A 16248-nucleotide genomic window follows, 5' to 3' on the forward strand; every position below is an offset into this window, starting at 1 on the left:
TTAAGTGGCTTGAGTAAGTGGCACAAGCCGCCGCGCGACGGTTCCACGGGGGTGTGGGGGAGTGGTCCGTCCCGGTGCCGCATCATGAGGCCATGTCCAGGAAGAACCCCCGCAGGTCCCGGCGTCCCGACCGCACAGCCGCCCCCGCCTCCGCCCCCGCCCTCGCCCCCGAGGCGCCGTGCCCCTGCGGGCTGCCCGCCGCGTACGGGGAGTGCTGCGGACGGTGGCACGCGGGACCGGCCGCGGCGCCGACGGCCGAGGCGCTGATGCGCTCCCGGTACGCCGCGTTCGCCGTGCGCGACGAGCCGTATCTGCTGCGCACCTGGCACCCGAGCACCCGCCCCGGACACCTCGGCCTGGACCCCGCCATGCGGTGGACGGGCCTGGAGATCCTGGAGACCACGGGCGGCAGCGCCTTCCATACCGAGGGCACCGTCACCTTCCGTGCCCGCTTCACCGCCGGTGGCGAGGCCGGGTCCCTCCACGAGTGCAGCCGCTTCGTACGGCACGAGGGCGCGTGGGTGTACCTGGACGCGGTCTTCGCCGAGTAGCGCGCGGCCCGTTCGCCCCGCACCCCGCCCTCCCCGGCACCTTCTGAGCCCGACTTGCGTGTGGCGCGGGCGAGTTGGGGCTACGCGTGTTGCGTGATGTGACATGAACACGTCTCGCGATGGGTATTTGGACTTCCAACTACCCCCCCCACAACACCCATACGAGGTGCCATGAAGCCGCAAAGATGGACGGCTGTGGCCGCAGCCGCAGCCGCGTTCTTCGGACTCACCCTCACCGCGGGCGCCGCACCCGCCAGTGCCCAGGAGGCGGCCCCCGCCTACGTCGCACTCGGCGACTCCTACTCCTCCGGAGTCGGCGCGGGCGACTACGACCCCGACAGTGGCGACTGCAAACGCAGCGCCAACGCCTACCCCCAGCTCTGGAGCGCGGCGAACGCGCCCTCCTCCTTCGACTTCGTCGCCTGCTCGGGTGCCACGACCGACGATGTGCTCTCCGGCCAGCTCGATGCGCTGAGCGACGCGACGGGCGTGGTCAGCATCAGCATCGGCGGCAACGACGTCGGCTTCGCCGACACCATGACCACCTGCGCGCTCAACGGTGAGGCCGCCTGCCTGGAGCGGGTGGCCGAGGCCCGCGCGTATGTGACCGACACCCTTCCCGCACGCCTCGACGGTGTCTACGACGCCATCAAGGCCAAGGCGCCCTCGGCGAAGGTCGTCGTCCTGGGCTACCCGCGCTTCTACCAGCTCGAAGGGTCGTGCAACGCGGGCCTGAGCGAGGCGTCGCGGGCCGCCATCAACTCCGCCGCCGACGACCTCAGCACCGTGACCCAGGACCGCGCCACCAGTCACGGGTTCAGCTACGGCGACCTGCGCCCGGCCTTCACCGGGCACGAGATCTGCTCGTCGGACTGGTGGCTCCACAGCGTCAGCGTCCCCGACGTCGGCCAGTCCTACCACCCCACGGAAGAGGGCCAGTCCGGCGGCTACTACACCGTCATGGAGGGTCTGGTCTAGGGGCCGTACGGGGGCGCCCGGGATCCCTGCGGGCGCCTTCTCCGGTCACCCGGCCTTCGGGTTCCGTGCCGCCGTAACGGGCCGTCGGGGACAGCGGCCGTGACCGTCGTCCCCGGCGGCTCCGGCGTTCCGGAAACCGGCCATCCGGCCGGAAGTTGCCCGTCGGCCGAAGTGGACCCGTGGCAGAGGCCACGCGTCCGACGGGCCGGACGCGCCCCGTCTCGGCTCCTTCACGCGGACGCGCCCCGGCGTTCGCGGAACCGGCGCCTCCGCCCCCTGTGACGGTCGCTTCGCCAGTACCCGCGCGATGCCTGAGATACCGCTCCGACCAGCCGGAACACACCCTTGTGACCCCCTTGCCCCGGTGACATGCTGCGCCCCCGCCCCGGCAAGTGACCGGGTGGACTTCCGATGCCCGGCGGGTGACCGGCCGGGGCATGTCCCGGAGGGGGAGACACCATGCGCATGATCTACTCCGACAGGGGTCCTTCGCCGCTCGACGTGCAGAAGCCGGCGGGGGAGCGGGACTCCACCGCGGGGAAGTGGGGCGCGTTCAGCATCGAGACCTTCGCGAGTGCGAGTTCGCTGCGCCTGACGCACGAGGACGCGACGGGCTTCCTCGCCTACCTGTTGCAGTTCAGCGACCGCAACTTCTGGTTCGCCGACGCGGGCGTCGCCGTGTGGGCCTACGAGGAAACGTACGACAACTGGCAGGACCGCTACGGCATGGACGCCGTCATGGCCGCCTACCACTCGGGCCACGGCACGATGCTCGGCGACGGCACCTTCGTCGCACCGATGGGCGCGAAGTGGGACAACCGCACCGACGCACGCTCGAACACGATGAAGCTGGGCAACGAGAAGGTCAACTACGTCTTCTGGTCGACCTGTCTCTCGTGCCGTGTCCTCGACGGACACAGCCCCGTCCGCACCTGGGGAGGCCCCAACCTCGGCTTCCGGATGCTCTTCGGCTTCGAGACCGTCAGCATCGACAACGCCAACTACGGCAAGTTCTTCTGGGAGGAGTGGCGGAAGAACAAGACGTTCGCGCAGGCATGGCTGGACGCGAGCTGGCGCATCTACACGCGCCAGGCACCCTCCGTCACCGCGTGCGGCGCCACCCGCGACGAGGCCGTCAACAGGCTCAACACCGAACGGCTGCTCTCCGCCGACCACGTGCACGACGACTGGTACGCGTGGCGCTGGTACAACGCGAGCACCAGCGCGCGGGAGGCGACGCTCGACGTGCCGTCGCAGCCCTCGGTCGTCGAACTGGCGCCGCGCAGCCCCAGCGAGGAACTGGCGGCGCTCGGACAGCGCGCCGACTTCGGGCAGCGGTCGCTCGCCGAGGTGGAGATCGACCGGCTCGGCGTCGCGAGCGCCACCGAGGGCGAACGGCAGATCGCCACGGGCCCGCAGGGCAACCGCTGGCTCAAGCTCGCCGACGCGAACCTCGCGAACCGCGAGGCCATCGACGAGGAGCGCGCCATCGACATCGCCCGTGACTTCGCGCGGCGGCAGCACGAGCAGGGACTGGGACAGGGAGCGGGACAGGACAGCGACCTCGTCCTCGACGGCGTCCACCACCTGATGCAGTGCTGCGGCAGCAAGGACGGCAAGATCGAGAAGCCGCAGCGCCTGGAGACGCTGGTGACGTTCCGGCAGACGTTCGACGGCATCCCCGTCGTCACGCCAGGCCGCGGCGAGATACGGGTCTCCGTCGACAACGACGGCACGATCGTCTCCGCGCAGCTCTCCACCCGCGAGGCGGTCCGCACCAGCGGGCGGCTGAAGACGGCGGCTACCGAGCCGTCGCCCCAGGGCGCGAAGCTCCCCAGCGGCTCGACGCCGCCCCTCACCCCGCCCGAGGAGGCGCTCGACGCGGCCCAGGCGCGACTGATCGCCGAACTGGACATCCGCACCCCGGCGGACGGCGGCATCGGGCGCGGCGAGCCGGTCGAGGTGCCCGGCAGCAAGGAGGTCGGCTACGAGATCGAGGGCAACGAGGCGTATCTCGCGGCCCGCAAGCTCGTCGAGTTCACCGACGACAACGGCTACGTATCCCGCCACTGGGTCGTGGCTCCGCTGGCCCGGTAGCGGGCGCCCCGGGCCCGGCGCCGGACGCCGGCCCGGCCGCGGAACCGGAGGCCGCACGGGCTGGGCGTGCGGCCTCCTCTCCTGCGCGGGCGTGCCGCGGCGCCGGGGCGGCAGGGGCGGCCCGTCCCGGACCGGCCACCGGCCCGCCCTGGCGTCGGGTGCGGGGGCGTCCGGGGGTGCGCGGGCCCTGGTGTCCGGTACTCGGCGCCGTCTCGGGTCCCTTGCTCGGGTCCCGCCCTGGAGTCGTTCCGGTGTCGGGTGCGGGGGCGTCCGGGGGCGCGCGGGCGCCTGGTGTCCGGTACCCGGCGCCGTCTCGGGCCCCTTGCTCCGGAGCGGCGCCCGGGTCCGCCCCGGCGGCGCTCCGCAACGAATCCACGGTCCCGCGCCCGTCGGCGCAATGATCATCCGGCGATGCGCAAGGGTGGTGCGTTACCCGCGCGGAGTCCCAGCTCATAGGGTCGTGCGCTGTACGTGGAGTGGCGGGGACCGTCGGCTCGGCGGTTCCCCAGCGCGCTTCGTCCGCCGAGGCGCGCGGGCCGCCGTGCGCTGCGCGCCGTGTGGCGTGAGGCGGTCCGCGCCGCCCGACCGGCAGCGATGAAGGAGCCCCCGCGTGTTGGACCACAGCGCCACGCCGCCCGCCCGAGACGACACCGGAGGCGAGGGGTCCGGCGGCGCGCCGGGCCCCGCCCGCCCCGGGCCCCTCGCGCGGGTCATGCGGCGCAAGCCCGTCGAGGTGCTGATCGCCGACGGCGGCAAGGGCGAGGGCGGCACCCTGCGCCGCTCCCTCGGCATGTGGCAGCTCACGATGATCAGCATCGGCGCGACGCTGGGCACCGGCATCTTCGTCGTCCTGGGCGAGGCCGTGCCCGACGCGGGCCCCGCCGTCACGCTCTCCTTCGTCATCGCGGGGCTCACCGCGCTCTTCTCCGCGCTCTCCTACGCCGAGCTGGCGGGCACCATCCCGGTCTCCGGCTCCTCCTACTCGTACGCCTACGCCACCCTCGGCGAACTCGTCGCCTGGATCTGCGGCTGGTGTCTGATCCTGGAGTACGGGGTCTCCGTCGCCGCCGTGGCCGTCGGCTGGGGCGACTACCTCAACGAACTCCTGCGCGGCACCCTCGGCGTCACCATCCCCACCGCGCTCGCCGCGCCCCCGGGCGACGGCGGCGTCTTCAACCTGCCCGCGCTGCTCGTCGTCCTCCTCGCGATGGCCTTTCTCCTCGGCGGTGCCCGCGAGAGCGCCCGTGCCAACACCGTCATGGTCGTCGTGAAGATCCTCGCGCTGCTGCTGTTCTGCGCGGTGGCCTTCGCGGGCGTACGCGCAGGCAACTACACGCCCTTCATGCCGCTCGGCATGGCCGGGGTCAGCGCGGCCGGTGCCACCCTCTTCTTCTCGTACATCGGCTTCGACGCCGCCTCGACGGCGGGCGAGGAGGCCACGAACCCGCAGCGTGACCTGCCCCGCGCGATCATCCTCTCCCTCGTCATCGTGACCGCGCTCTACGTCCTCGTCGCCGCCGTCGCCGTCGGCGCGCACCCGTGGCGGGACTTCGAGGGCTCGGAGGCCGCGCTCGCCGGAATCCTCACCTCCGTCACCGGGCACGAGTTCTGGGCGGTGCTGCTCGCGGCCGGAGCCGTCGTGGCCATCGCCAGCGTCGTGCTCACCGTGCTCTACGGGCAGACCCGCGTCCTCTTCGCGATGTCGCGCGACGGGCTCGTGCCCGCCTTCCTGTCCAGGGTCCATCCGCGCACGGGCGCGCCGCGCGCCAACACCGTCGTCGTCTCGCTCTTCTGCGGCGCGCTCGCCGCCGCCGTGCCGCTCGGGCGGCTGGCCGACGCCACCAGCATCGGCACCCTCTTCGCCTTCGCGCTCGTCAACATCGCCGTGCTGGTGCTGCGCCGTACCCGCCCGTCGATGCCCCGCGCCTTCCGTGCCCCGCTGGCCCCGCTCACCCCGCTGCTGGGGCTCGGGCTGTGCCTGTGGATGATGGGCAGCCTCGACGAGGCGACGTGGGTGGTCTTCGGCGTGTGGATGGCCGCAGGGCTCGCGCTGTACTTCGGGTACGGGGTGCGCAGGTCCAGGCTGGCGGCGACGACGGAGAAGTGATCGGGGCCGGGGTCCGGGGGCCGGGACTGTGCGCGAGCTGTGAATCCGCTGTCTCTCATGCGGGGGAAAGCTCCGGCACAGCGCCCTGACAGGGAAGAACGCGAGTCTTCCTGGCATGGCACACGCGACACAGTCCTCACCGCCCGCCACTCCGGGGCGCACGAGAAGGCTCCTCCTGGGGCATCCCAACGATCCACGGTGGGCCCGGCCCGCGCTGTGGGCGGTCCTCGCCCTCGCCGCGGTCCTCTACCTGTGGAACCTGTCCTCGGTCGGACAGGCGAACTCCTTCTACACCGCCGCCGTCTACAGCGGCACCCAGAGCTGGAAGGCGTTCTTCTTCGGAGCCCTCGACGCGGGCAGCTTCATCACGGTGGACAAGCCACCGTTCGCGCTGTGGGTGATGGGGCTCTCGTGCCGCGTCCTCGGCTTCGGCACCTGGCAGATGATGCTGCCCATGGCGGCGGCCGGAGTGGCGTCGGTGGCCCTGCTGTACCGCATGGTGCGCAGCGGCTTCGGACATGTCGCGGCGACCGTCGCCGCGCTCGTCCTGGCCCTGACGCCCATGACGGTGGCGATCACCCGCGACAACAACCCGGACCCGGTCCTGGTGCTGCTCATGCTCATCGGCGCCGCGGGCACGCTGCGGGCGATCCGGCGCGGCACGCTGCTGCCGCTGGTGTGGGCCGCGGTGGCCATCGGCTTCGCCTTCAACACCAAGATGCTCCAGGCGTACATCGTGCTGCCCGCCTTCTTCCTCGCCTACGTGGTGGCGGCCCGCGTCTCCCTGGGCAGGCGGGTGCGCAACTTGGCGGTCGCGGCGGTCGCGCTCGTGGTCTCCAGCGGCTGGTGGATGTTCGTCGTCGACCGGGTCCCGGCCGACAGCCGCCCGTACATCGGCGGCAGCACGGACAACACGGTCTGGGACCTGGTCATCGGCTACAACGGCCTCGGCCGCGTCTTCGGCGAGAGCGGCGGCCAGGGCGGCGGTGGCGGAGGCGGTGGCGGAGGCGGTGGTCAGGGCGGCGGTTTCGGCGGACAGGCCGGGATCGGACGGCTCTTCAACGAGATCGTGGGCGGCCAGATCTCCTGGCTGATCCCCTTCGCCGCCGTCGCCCTGGTGGCCGCGCTGATCCTGCGCGGGCGAAGCGCGCGCACCGACGTCCAGCGTGCGTCGCTGCTCCTGTGGGGCGGCTGGTTCGTCCTGCACTACCTCGTCTTCAGCCTCTCCGAGGGCACCTTCCACCCGTACTACGTGACGGCCATGGCCCCCGGCATCGCGGCGCTGTGCGGAGCGGGCGGGGTGGCGCTGTACCGCGCCTTCCGGCACCGGGGCACGCGGTGGGCGTGGGTGCTGCCCGCCGCTGTCGCGGGGACGGCGGCGTGGGCGATCGTGCTGCTGGCCCGTACGGACGGCTGGAACGCGTGGCTGATGCCCGCCATCGGCGTCGCCGGGGCGGTCGCGGTGGCTGTGCTGCTGGTCTCGCGCTTCGGGCGCGGCGGCGGCAGGGGGGTGCGGCGGCGCAGGCTGATGACGGTCGCCGTGCTCGCCTCACTGGTGGCGATGCTGGCGGGGCCGACCGCGTACGCGGTCTCCACCACAGCGTCCTCGGGCGGCGGCATGAACGGCACCAACCCGACGGCCGGGCCCAGCACGGGCGGCGGCACGGGCGGTCCCGGCGGCGGCATGGGCGGTCCCGGTGGCAAGGCGGGCCTGAGCGGTGGTCCTGGCGGCGGCTCGGGCGGTGCGCCCTCCGGGGGTGCGCCGGGTAAGGGGCAGCAGAGCGGGGGCGTGGGCCAGCCCCCTTCGGGCCGCGAGGGGAGCAAGGGGAGTAAGAGCGGCGGCGGAATGGGCGGTCCCGGTGGTGACGTCAGCTCCGCGATGCTCTCGTACCTCAAGAAGCACCAGGACGGCGCCACCTGGCTGGTGGCCGTGTCCAACGACCAGTCGGCCTCGTCCATCATCCTGTCGAGCGGCCGGCCCGCCCTCTCCATGGGCGGCTGGACCGGCAGCGACAAGGCCATGACGCTCACCAAGCTGAAGGAGCTGGTGAAGGCGGGCAAGCTGCACTACATCATGCTGGGCAGCAGCGGAGGCGGCCCCGGCGGCGGCACCGACACCGAGGTGAGCGACTGGGTCGAGAAGCACGGCTCGAAGGTGTCCTCCGACGCGTACAGCGGCTCCAGCGACTCCGGTTCCGGTTCCAGCTCGGAGAAGTCCGGTTCCTCGTCGAGCGGCTCCCTCTACCGGCTGGACGCCTCCGACGTGAACTGACCCCGCCCGACGCACCGACGCACCGACGCACCGACGCACCGACGCACCGACGCACCGACGCACCGACGCGCCGCCGCACGGCGCGGGCCCGTACCGCTCAGGAGGACAGGAAGCGGTTCAGGACCTGCGCCGTGCGGCGGCCGTCGTGGTGTGCGCGGGCGAAGTCGGCGGCGGCGGTGCCCAGCCTGGCGGCCTCCTCGCGGTCGTCGAGCAGGGACTCCAGGGCCGGACGCAGCTCCTCGGCCGTCGTGTTGACGACGGGCACCTCGCTGCCGACGGCCTTGGCGACCGCCTCGCTCAGGAACGCCACCACCGGCTTGCCCGCGGCCATCCCCTCGCAGCCGAACGTCCCGTAGCTGCCGACGGCGAACTGGTCCACGACGATGTCCGCATCCCGCACCATGTCCCGCATCCTCGGCCAGGGCACGCCCTCCGCCAGCCGGAAGTCGATCGCACCGCGCTCGTGCAGGTCCTGGAGCACAGGGAGCACGCGCTCGGTGCCCTTCGTCCAGCGCTTGGAGGGCGCGTGCAGGACGACGGGACGCCTGCGCCGCAGCACCGGGCGGTCGCACGCCCAGGCGTTCACGTCGATGACGAGCGGCGCCCACACGGCCCACGGGGGAAGGTCGTCCAGCAGGTCCGGGGTGGTCGCGAAGAGGGGGAGGCCGCTCTGCTCGGCCACGTCGCGGTTGCGCTCGGCCTTCTTGACGAGCGCCTCCGTCAGCCCCTCGGGCGCGTCGTGGAAGAGCGAGTGCGGATGCTGCTCCATGTGCCGCAGCGGATGCCGCACCTCGCTGCCGTGCGCGAGGAGCGCGACCTTGATCCCGGCGCGGCGCAGCGCGGGCAGGTCCCCGGCGATGTGGTTGCCGTTGAGCGTGCCGAGTACGGGGCGGAAGGCGTCGGCGAGCAGATGGGTGTAGCCGCCGAGCACCCGCCGGACCTGGTCGAGCTGGACGTCGAGCCGGTTCAGACGGCGGTTGTCGAGCAGTACGTCGGAGGGGTAGCCGAAGGAGTCGGACGACGTGGCCGTGAACACCTCGGCGGACACGTCGGGCCGCGCGTCGCACACCGCCCTGGCGAACGAGGCGAGCTGGCCAGCGTAGTTGGCGGGGCCGAGTCCGAGGCGTACCGGCGTGCTGCTGAGCTTGGCCCAGCCGCGCGGCGCTGCGGGGGAGGGAACGGCCTCGGACGTGGCCGCGGCAGCGGCGTCCAAGGTCGCCGTTTCGGGCTTCCGGTCCGCCGTTTCGGGCTCCGGTACGGGCTCGGAGACGGGCGTCGGTACGGGTTCGTGTCCTGTGATCTCGCGGTAGAGGTCCAGCAGACCGGCCGCCTGGTGCCCCCAGGAAAGCTCCTCGCGCACCGGCTCCGTGATCCGCCGCATCAGCACACCCAGCGAAGCCGTCGCCTCGCGTACGGCTTCGGCCAGGGAGCCGGTCTCCTCGGGGTCGAAGACGACGCCCGCCCCGTGCGCCGCCACGTGCTCCCGTGCCGTGCGCACCTCGCCGACCACCAGGGGGAGGCCCGCGCGCAGATACGCGGCGCACTCGTCCGGCAGCGTCAGCTCGCGCTGCGATGTGCGCCGGGCGCAGACCAGGCCGAGGTCGGCGGAGGCGAGAAAGCGCGGGTCGTGCGGGTGCGTGCCGTCCTCGCCGGTACGCGGCACGGTGTGCACCCGGTCGCGTACGCCCAGGGACCCGGCCAGGGCCAGCAGTTCCTCCCACCCGGCGTCTCCCGCGCCCCCGGCGTCCTCCGCCTCCCCGCTCCCGTCGTGCACGAGCGCGAGGTGGTGCTCGGGGAGGCCGGGCAGCGCGCCGACGACCGTGTCGAGCCCGTTCCCAGGGCCGGCGTCGCCCGCGTGGACGAGAAGGGGCACCCCGGCCCGCAGTCCGCACACCTCGCGAACGGATACATCGGGTCCGTCGGGTCCGTCGGGTCCGACGGACCCGGCCGTGGACGCCTCGACGCGCGGCATGTCCCGTACCACCAGCGGCTCCAGCCCGAGCCCGTGATCCGTGTGCAGGGTCTCCGCGATCTCGGGCGAGGGCGCGATCACCCCGTGCGCGCGACGAATGAACTCGCGCTCGGCCGACCTGCCCGCGCTCCAGCGGTGCGCGTCCGTCCACGCGGCGCCCCGCGCGTAGTCGTGGGCGTCGTACACCCAGGCGCAACGGCGCCCGCGTGCCCTCAGCCGTGCCGCGCTCAGCGCGGCGGTGGCGAGCACGGGCGCCCCGGCGGCGTGGATGAGGTCGGGCTCGGTCTCCTCGATGGCGGGGCCGAACGCGAGGTCCAGGTCCAGGAGTTCCGGGCAGTCCTCGCGCCAGTGGCCGCTGGGGCGTGCCCGTCCCGGAGCGTGCCGCTCCTCCCAGTGGTAGGCGCGCATCCGCATCCGGTGGGCGCCGTCCCGTACCCGTACGCGCGACGTGTGCAGACACCTCACCGCCGCTGCCGCCACGCGCAGCATCTTCCCGTCCGCGAGGCCGCGCGCGGGCTCTTCGGCGTCCTGCGCCGCGTACGTCCAGCCCACCCGTGCGGTGTTCTCCCGTACCCACGCCGCGTGCACCGCGCGGCGGCGCGCCAGTTCCACGGCCGTGCGCAGCCCCGGCTGGGTGAGCCTGCGGCGCAGGCGGCGGCGCTGCTGGGCCGCCTCGGCCCTGGCGCGCATCGTGTCCCCGACGGGGACCCGGACCAGGGAGACGGGCCCGAGCGCGGAGCGCGTCGGCGCATCCCCCGTGCCCCCACCCGTACCCGTATCCGTCGCCCGTGCGAACAGGGTGACGTCCCAGCCGCCGGCGGCGGCGCTGAGCGCGGTCTTGTGGGCCCGGGACCCTTCGGCGAAGCCGTCGGCCACGATGACGGCCAGCCGCGGCCGGGACTCGGAGAGCGTCATACGGGAACTCCCTGGTTCTGTCGGCTCGCCGAAGACTTAGCAGGGGAATCCGTGTGGACGCCGCCTGTGTGCCCCCGTTCGGCCCCGCGGCCCCGGGAAATTCACCTTCTGGGCGGAAAGACCGGTCTGTGACGGCCCGGTCGTACGGTCCGCGAACCGGCGGCGCGCTGAAGCCGCTCGCCGCGCCCAAGGCCCGTCACCCCACCGTGAACGCCCTCGTCGTCCCGGAGATGGCGCGGACCGTGCCCACCAGGGGCTTGGCGTCGCCGTGGTAGCTGATCCGGTACGTCCCCGGCTCCGTGCCCTCGGGGATGTCCCAGGACACGGTCACCTTCGAGGCGGCGACGCCCTCGCGGGCCCAGCGGAAGGTGGTCGCCCAGTCCCCGTCGTCGGCGACCGTCCGCCAGGTGCCGTCCCCGCCGCCCCCGCCGCTCCCGCCGTCCTGGCGCTCCACGCGCAGATAGGTGCCGCCCCGGTGCGTGTCGTTTCCCGGGTGGGCGCCGGCGAAGACGGCGGTGACCCGCTCGCCGGGGCGGTAGGCGGTGCGGGGCTCGGTGAGGACGTCGCCGAACTTCCGGCCCAGGGGCGGCGCGTCGAGCACGACGGGCGGTTGCAGGGCCAGCGCCTTGTCCGCGATGTCGGGCGCGACGGGCCCGGCGGGCAGCTCCTCCCCGTCCCGCACGGCCCGCGCCAGCCGGGCGGCCGTCTGCTGGAGCGCGGGCAACTGCCACCGCCCGAAGAGGGTGCTGCCGCCCTCGTACTGCTGCGCGTCGTACTCCTCGGGCGTGGTCAGGTAGTGGAAGTACGCGTTGGCGTAACCGGCGACGAGCACGTCCCGCAGCTCGGCCCCCACGATCTCCGCGACGGTGCGCCGCAGCCGCAGCCCCGCCGCGATGGTCACCTCGCCCGGCACGCCGATCAGATGGAGCCGCCCGACGCGCAGCAACTGCACCGGGACCTGCTCCTGCACCCACGGGTAGATGTGGTTCAGCTCGCCGATGGGCACGAAGATGCCCTTCGGTGCCTGGGCCTCGCGCAGTTCTGGCGAGGCGTTGTACACGATCGAGTCGGAGATGGTGTCCCAGAGCGGGTTCTCGCCCTCCGTGAACCCGGGGAAGGCCGGGCCGTCCTCCAGGCTGCCCGCCGCCATGGACGCGCCGATGGCGGGCTTCGCCGTCTTGTGTGTCTTGCCGTCCCCGGTGAACTCCGGCTCGACGGTGACGTCGGACAGGTCGATATAGACGAGCCGTGCGTCCACCCCGCCCTCGACCTCGGTACCGCGCTGGTCGAGCTGCTGCGCCGCCGCGCCGTACTGGCGCAGCCCGCTGGCCCTGGTGTGCGCGAAGTCCTCGGGGGTGGTCGGGGGAGTCAGGGAGAGGTTCGGGGACATGTCGCCCGCGTTGGTCTGCGCGAAGGCGGCGACGAAGCCGGGCGTGCCGTCGCCGGTGTAGTCCTCGAGATAGTCGCCGTGCTCGACCTCGCGCTCCCAGTGCAGGGCCGCGTAGCCCTTGTTGTCGGAGCTGATCAGCCTGTTGTCCCCGGACATGCTGGTGCCGTGCGTGGCGAACCAGTTGACGGCGCCCACGGCGCGCCCCTCGCGCTCGACGCGCAGCAGCGTGGTCTGCGGGTCGATGGCGTCCGGGAAGTGCCGCTTCACCTCGGCGGGGTTGCGCTCGAACGCCTCGCGGGACCGGTTGACGCTGGAGTCCTTCAGCTCGCCGTGTGTCAGCGTCAGCCGGGAGGGCGCGAGGTCCTCGTGCGCGCGCACGACGGCCTCGACGATGCCGTCCGTGACCGCGTCGAAGGTCTTCTTGTGGAAGCCCAGGGTGGTGAGGTTGTAGAGGAGGTGGTGGGAGTAGCCGCCGGGGCCCGCGTGGGTGTGCGTGGCCGTCAGCATCACGTTGGCGAGGGTGTAGAGATCGCCGTAGCGCTCGGCCAGCCGCCGCAGCACGGCCTGGTGCACGCTCTCGAAGATCATGGGCGAGTCGACGACCACGAGGGCGACGCGGGAATCCGGTTCAGCGGCCTCCGCGACGACGAAGGCGCGGGCGCGCAGGCGGGTGTGCAGCCCCTCGGCCTGCTGGTCGACGCGGCCGTAGCCCATCATGCCGACCTCGGCGACCTCACCCGTCGCGTCGGCGACACCCCGTCCGACGAGGTACGGGGTGGTCTCGCCGGCCGCCGTGGCCGCGTCCGCGGGGGTGGTGGCGTGGCGCGCTTCGGCGTGCGCGGGCGCCGCGTGGGCACCGGCGAGTCCGAGACCGCCCGCCGCAGCCCCCGCTCCGGCCCACAGCACGCTCCGGCGCGGCGGCGCCCCTGGCCTCCCTGTCCCTGTCCGCTTTCCCGTCCCTGTCCGCGTTCCCGTTCTCGGCTCCGGCTCCGGCTGCTGGGGGGTGGCTTCTCGCACGGGCGCTCCTCGGCTACTTCCCGGTAAAGGCGAAGAGAGGATGTCAGCCATGACCCCGGCTGACAATGAGTCAGCAGCGCTTTTCCGTCGACGTGTCCGACCGGTTGACGGCGCACGCGCCGGCCGCCCCGGCCCTCAGTCCCGCGTTCGGCCCAGTCCCGCGACGAGGACGCCGACCAGGCGCCGGGTGTCGTAGCGCCGGTTGTTCCCGGCGCCCGCGCACAGGCCGCCGACGCCGCGCATCAGCTCGTAGGGGTCCATGTCGGCGCGGATCTCGCCAGCGCCGGCCGCCGCGTCGAGCAGTTCTCCGCACACGGGCACGAGCCGTTCCAGGAAGAAGGAGTGCAGGGGGTCGTAGCAGGGGTCGTCGGACTGGAGCACGGTGGCGAGCCCCTGTTTGGTGACCACGAAGTCGACGAAGAGATCCATCCACTGCCCCAGCGCGGCATAGGGCGTCGCGCTGGTCTCCAGCAGCCGCGGACCGGCCTCGGCGAGCGTCTCGACCTGGTGCCGGTAGACGGCCACGATGAGGTCGGCGCGGGTGGGGAAGTGGCGGTAGATCGTCGCCGTACCGACACCGGCCTTCGCCGCGATGTCGCGGATCGGCGCCTCCACGCCCGACGCGACGAAGACCGCGGCGGCCGAGTCGAGCAGCACCTGTTCGTTGCGCCGCGCGTCCGCCCTTTTGGGCCGTGCACGCGCCGCACCCTGCTCGCTGCCGCTCATCGCACCGTTCCCTTCGTCGCCGACGTGGCCAGGTGGCCCTGGCTAAACGGGACACTGTCCCGTATGTTTGATCCGGGACACCGTCCCGCTTTCTTATGGTGACACAGAAGGAAGGCCCTTCCATGACCGCGTCAGACACGACGGCGACCGGCACGACGCCGCACACCCCCGTACCAGCCCCCACCGTCCCGCCCGCGCCCGTCGTCTCGGTGAAGCCCGCGGTGCTGGAGGCACCGGGCCGGGGTGAGGATCTGCGGGTGCGGATCTCCGCGCCGGTGACCGGGAGCGGGCTGCCGGTCGTGCTCCTCTCGCACGGCTTCGGCTCGTCGCTGGACGGCTACGGCCCCCTTGCCGATTTCTGGGCCGCGCACGGCTTCGTGGTCGTCCAGCCCACCCACCTCGACTCCAGGACGGTCGGCCTGCCCCAGGACGACCCCCGCACACCGCGGATCTGGCGGTACCGCGTCGAGGACATGAAGCGGATCCTCGACCGGCTCGACGTGCTGGAGGCCGCCGTACCCGGACTCGCCGGCCGCCTCGACCGCGCCCGTATCGCCGCCGCCGGACACTCCTTCGGCGGCCAGACGGCGGGCAACCTGCTGGGCCTGCGCGTCCTCGACCCGATGAGCGGAGAGGGGGAGGACCTGTCCGACGCGCGGATCACCGCGGGCGTGCTGATCGCCACGGCGGGGAAGGGCGGAGCGGATCTGACGCCGTTCGCGGCCGAGCACTTCCCGTTCATGAACCCGGACTTCACGCACATGACCACACCGGCGCTCGTGATCGCCGGGGACAAGGACGACCTGCCGTTCACCGACAGGGGGCCGGAGTGGATCACCGACCCGTACCACTTGAGCCCGGGTGCCGAGAGCCTGCTCACGCTCTTCGACGCCGAGCACTCGCTCGGCGGGATCACCGGATACGACTCCCGCGAGACGACGGACGAGAACCCCGCGCGCGTCGCCCTGGTCCAGCGGGCCACCTGGGCCTATCTGCGGCACGCGCTCGGCGTCGAGGACGGGAGCTGGGCGGCGGTGCGGCGCGCGCTGTCGGAGAGCGCCGCGCCCATGGCCCGTATCGAGTCGAAGTGAGGGGCCGAGATCCCGCACGGGCTCAGACCCCGTGAGGGGTCCCGTCAGCGGTCCCGTGAACAAGTCCCCTGAGCGCTCACGGTTCGGGCGCGAGTGCCACCCACACCGGGCCGCGCGCGAAGGAGATCCCGTTCCCCTCGTCGTCGGTGAACGACGTGCCGCCGCTCGCAGACGACCGCTCCCAGCGCCCCGCGTACTCCTTGCCGTCCCGCAGCACCAGCGCCTTCCCCGAGCCCACCGTCTCGGAGTACGGCGTGACGCTGCCCGCGCTGTCGCTCAGCCGGGAGTCGCGGATCGTCACGTACTGCACGACGACCGTCGCCGCGCTCAGCCGCTTGCCCCCGTCCGTCCGGGCGGGGGAGCCGTCCATCGACACCAGCCAGCGGCGCCGCTCCGCCGACCAGGTGTAGGTGAAGCGCGCGCCGGGATAGCGCACCGTGTGCTCCTCGGCGGCGCGGCCACCCTCGGGCGCCGCGCCGAAGCGGAAGCCGATGCTGTCGGGCGCCGACGCGTCGCCGCCCTTGCGCAGGGCCCTGGCCGGTTTCAGATAGAGGTTGTGCGGTGCGGCCCTGTCCTGACCGCGTACGTACGCGTCGCCGACGGCACTCGGCGGCAGCGGAGTCAGCGGAGCGGCCTCCAGCGCGGGCAGCAGCTTCGACTGCGCGCCGGAGTAGGCGAGGGCCGGATGGCCGAACTGGCGCAGCAGCTCCAGGTCGGACTCCCGGGCGCTGCGCACCGGGCCGACGGTGGCGGGGAGACGGGAGGCGAACACGGCGAGGAGACGGCTCAGGCCCGCCTCGACCTGTTCGGTGTAGACGATGTCGGCGTCGTCGAGCCCGGTGTGCGGCCTGGCCGCAGGGACGTTGTCGATCTTCACCGCCAGCACCTTGTCGCCCGCGCCCTGCTCGCCGGTGAAGGGTGACCTCCCGTCCTCGTCGTCGTTCGGCTGACAGCCCGCCGCCAGCAGCGACATGCCCGCCGCCGCCAGCACGGCCCGCCGCGACCCGCTCCACGCCATGGGGTACCGCCTCTCACTCGCCGGTTCCCTTCCCCCTACCCCTTTCCCGCCAGTTTTCCGTCTGTCCGCGCCGACCTCCGCCTCAGCGGGTGAGGCGGAGGGGGTCGGAGACGG

Annotated in this window: 10 protein-coding genes; 6 read left to right on the forward strand and 4 right to left on the reverse strand. The window is 73.0% G+C overall.

Annotation, left to right across the window (positions count from 1 at the left end; translation table 11 throughout):
- Window positions 1-92: 92 nt before the first annotated feature.
- From ACYVOO_RS27780 to ACYVOO_RS27800, 5 genes are all read left to right on the forward strand, one after another.
- Entirely contained in the window at window positions 93-551 is a 459-nt protein-coding gene (locus ACYVOO_RS27780) for a YchJ family protein (protein ID WP_461018454.1), read from the forward strand.
- Between the two features lie 171 nt (window positions 552-722).
- Window positions 723-1529: an SGNH/GDSL hydrolase family protein gene (locus tag ACYVOO_RS27785; protein WP_461018455.1), complete on the forward strand. Its 807-nt coding sequence runs from the start codon at window positions 723-725 to the stop codon at window positions 1527-1529.
- 459 nt (window positions 1530-1988) lie between these two features.
- Window positions 1989-3626: a DUF6345 domain-containing protein gene (locus ACYVOO_RS27790; RefSeq protein ID WP_461018456.1), complete on the forward strand. Its 1638-nt coding sequence runs from the start codon at window positions 1989-1991 to the stop codon at window positions 3624-3626.
- Between the two features lie 610 nt (window positions 3627-4236).
- A complete protein-coding gene (locus ACYVOO_RS27795) occupies window positions 4237-5733 on the forward strand; it encodes an amino acid permease (RefSeq protein ID WP_461018457.1) in 1497 nt (498 codons plus the stop codon).
- Between the two features lie 115 nt (window positions 5734-5848).
- A complete protein-coding gene (locus ACYVOO_RS27800; protein ID WP_461018458.1) occupies window positions 5849-8005 on the forward strand; it encodes a glycosyltransferase family 39 protein in 2157 nt (718 codons plus the stop codon).
- Window positions 8006-8102: 97 nt separating this feature from the next.
- Here the strand turns inward: ACYVOO_RS27800 and ACYVOO_RS27805 are convergent, their stop codons facing one another.
- The 3 genes from ACYVOO_RS27805 to ACYVOO_RS27815 all read right to left on the reverse strand — a co-directional run bounded on the left by ACYVOO_RS27805 (window position 8103) and on the right by ACYVOO_RS27815 (window position 14025).
- Window positions 8103-10892, reverse strand: coding sequence for a glycosyltransferase (locus ACYVOO_RS27805; protein ID WP_461018459.1), 2790 nt, complete (start codon window positions 10890-10892; stop codon window positions 8103-8105).
- A gap of 196 nt (window positions 10893-11088) precedes the next feature.
- Window positions 11089-13188 carry a neutral/alkaline non-lysosomal ceramidase N-terminal domain-containing protein gene (locus ACYVOO_RS27810; RefSeq protein ID WP_461018460.1) on the reverse strand — a complete coding sequence of 700 codons (2100 nt, stop codon included), beginning with the start codon at window positions 13186-13188 and terminating at the stop codon, window positions 11089-11091.
- Between the two features lie 246 nt (window positions 13189-13434).
- Window positions 13435-14025: a TetR/AcrR family transcriptional regulator gene (locus ACYVOO_RS27815; RefSeq protein WP_461018461.1), complete on the reverse strand. Its 591-nt coding sequence runs from the start codon at window positions 14023-14025 to the stop codon at window positions 13435-13437.
- Window positions 14026-14147: 122 nt separating this feature from the next.
- Here ACYVOO_RS27815 and ACYVOO_RS27820 point away from each other — a divergent pair, with 122 nt between their 5' ends.
- Window positions 14148-15116, forward strand: coding sequence for an alpha/beta hydrolase family protein (locus ACYVOO_RS27820; protein ID WP_461018462.1), 969 nt, complete (start codon window positions 14148-14150; stop codon window positions 15114-15116).
- 76 nt (window positions 15117-15192) lie between these two features.
- On the opposite strand, the gene ACYVOO_RS27825 is transcribed toward ACYVOO_RS27820, so the two are convergent.
- Entirely contained in the window at window positions 15193-16134 is a 942-nt protein-coding gene (locus tag ACYVOO_RS27825; protein ID WP_461018463.1) for a DUF3048 domain-containing protein, read from the reverse strand.
- Window positions 16135-16248 lie beyond the last annotated feature (114 nt).

Source organism: Streptomyces daliensis (assembly GCF_054782395.1).

What these genes read in the sequence shown, in the direction of transcription:
- ACYVOO_RS27780 (WP_461018454.1), top strand. Translation starts at nt 93, where the DNA reads ATGTCCAGGAAGAACCCCCGCAGGTCCCGGCGTCCCGACCGCACAGCC.
- ACYVOO_RS27785 (WP_461018455.1), top strand. Translation starts at nt 723, where the DNA reads ATGAAGCCGCAAAGATGGACGGCTGTGGCCGCAGCCGCAGCCGCGTTC.
- ACYVOO_RS27790 (WP_461018456.1), top strand. Translation starts at nt 1,989, where the DNA reads ATGCGCATGATCTACTCCGACAGGGGTCCTTCGCCGCTCGACGTGCAG.
- ACYVOO_RS27800 (WP_461018458.1), top strand. Translation starts at nt 5,849, where the DNA reads ATGGCACACGCGACACAGTCCTCACCGCCCGCCACTCCGGGGCGCACG.
- ACYVOO_RS27805 (WP_461018459.1), bottom strand. Translation starts at nt 10,892, where the DNA reads ATGACGCTCTCCGAGTCCCGGCCGCGGCTGGCCGTCATCGTGGCCGAC.
- ACYVOO_RS27815 (WP_461018461.1), bottom strand. Translation starts at nt 14,025, where the DNA reads ATGAGCGGCAGCGAGCAGGGTGCGGCGCGTGCACGGCCCAAAAGGGCG.
- ACYVOO_RS27820 (WP_461018462.1), top strand. Translation starts at nt 14,148, where the DNA reads ATGACCGCGTCAGACACGACGGCGACCGGCACGACGCCGCACACCCCC.
- ACYVOO_RS27825 (WP_461018463.1), bottom strand. Translation starts at nt 16,134, where the DNA reads ATGGCGTGGAGCGGGTCGCGGCGGGCCGTGCTGGCGGCGGCGGGCATG.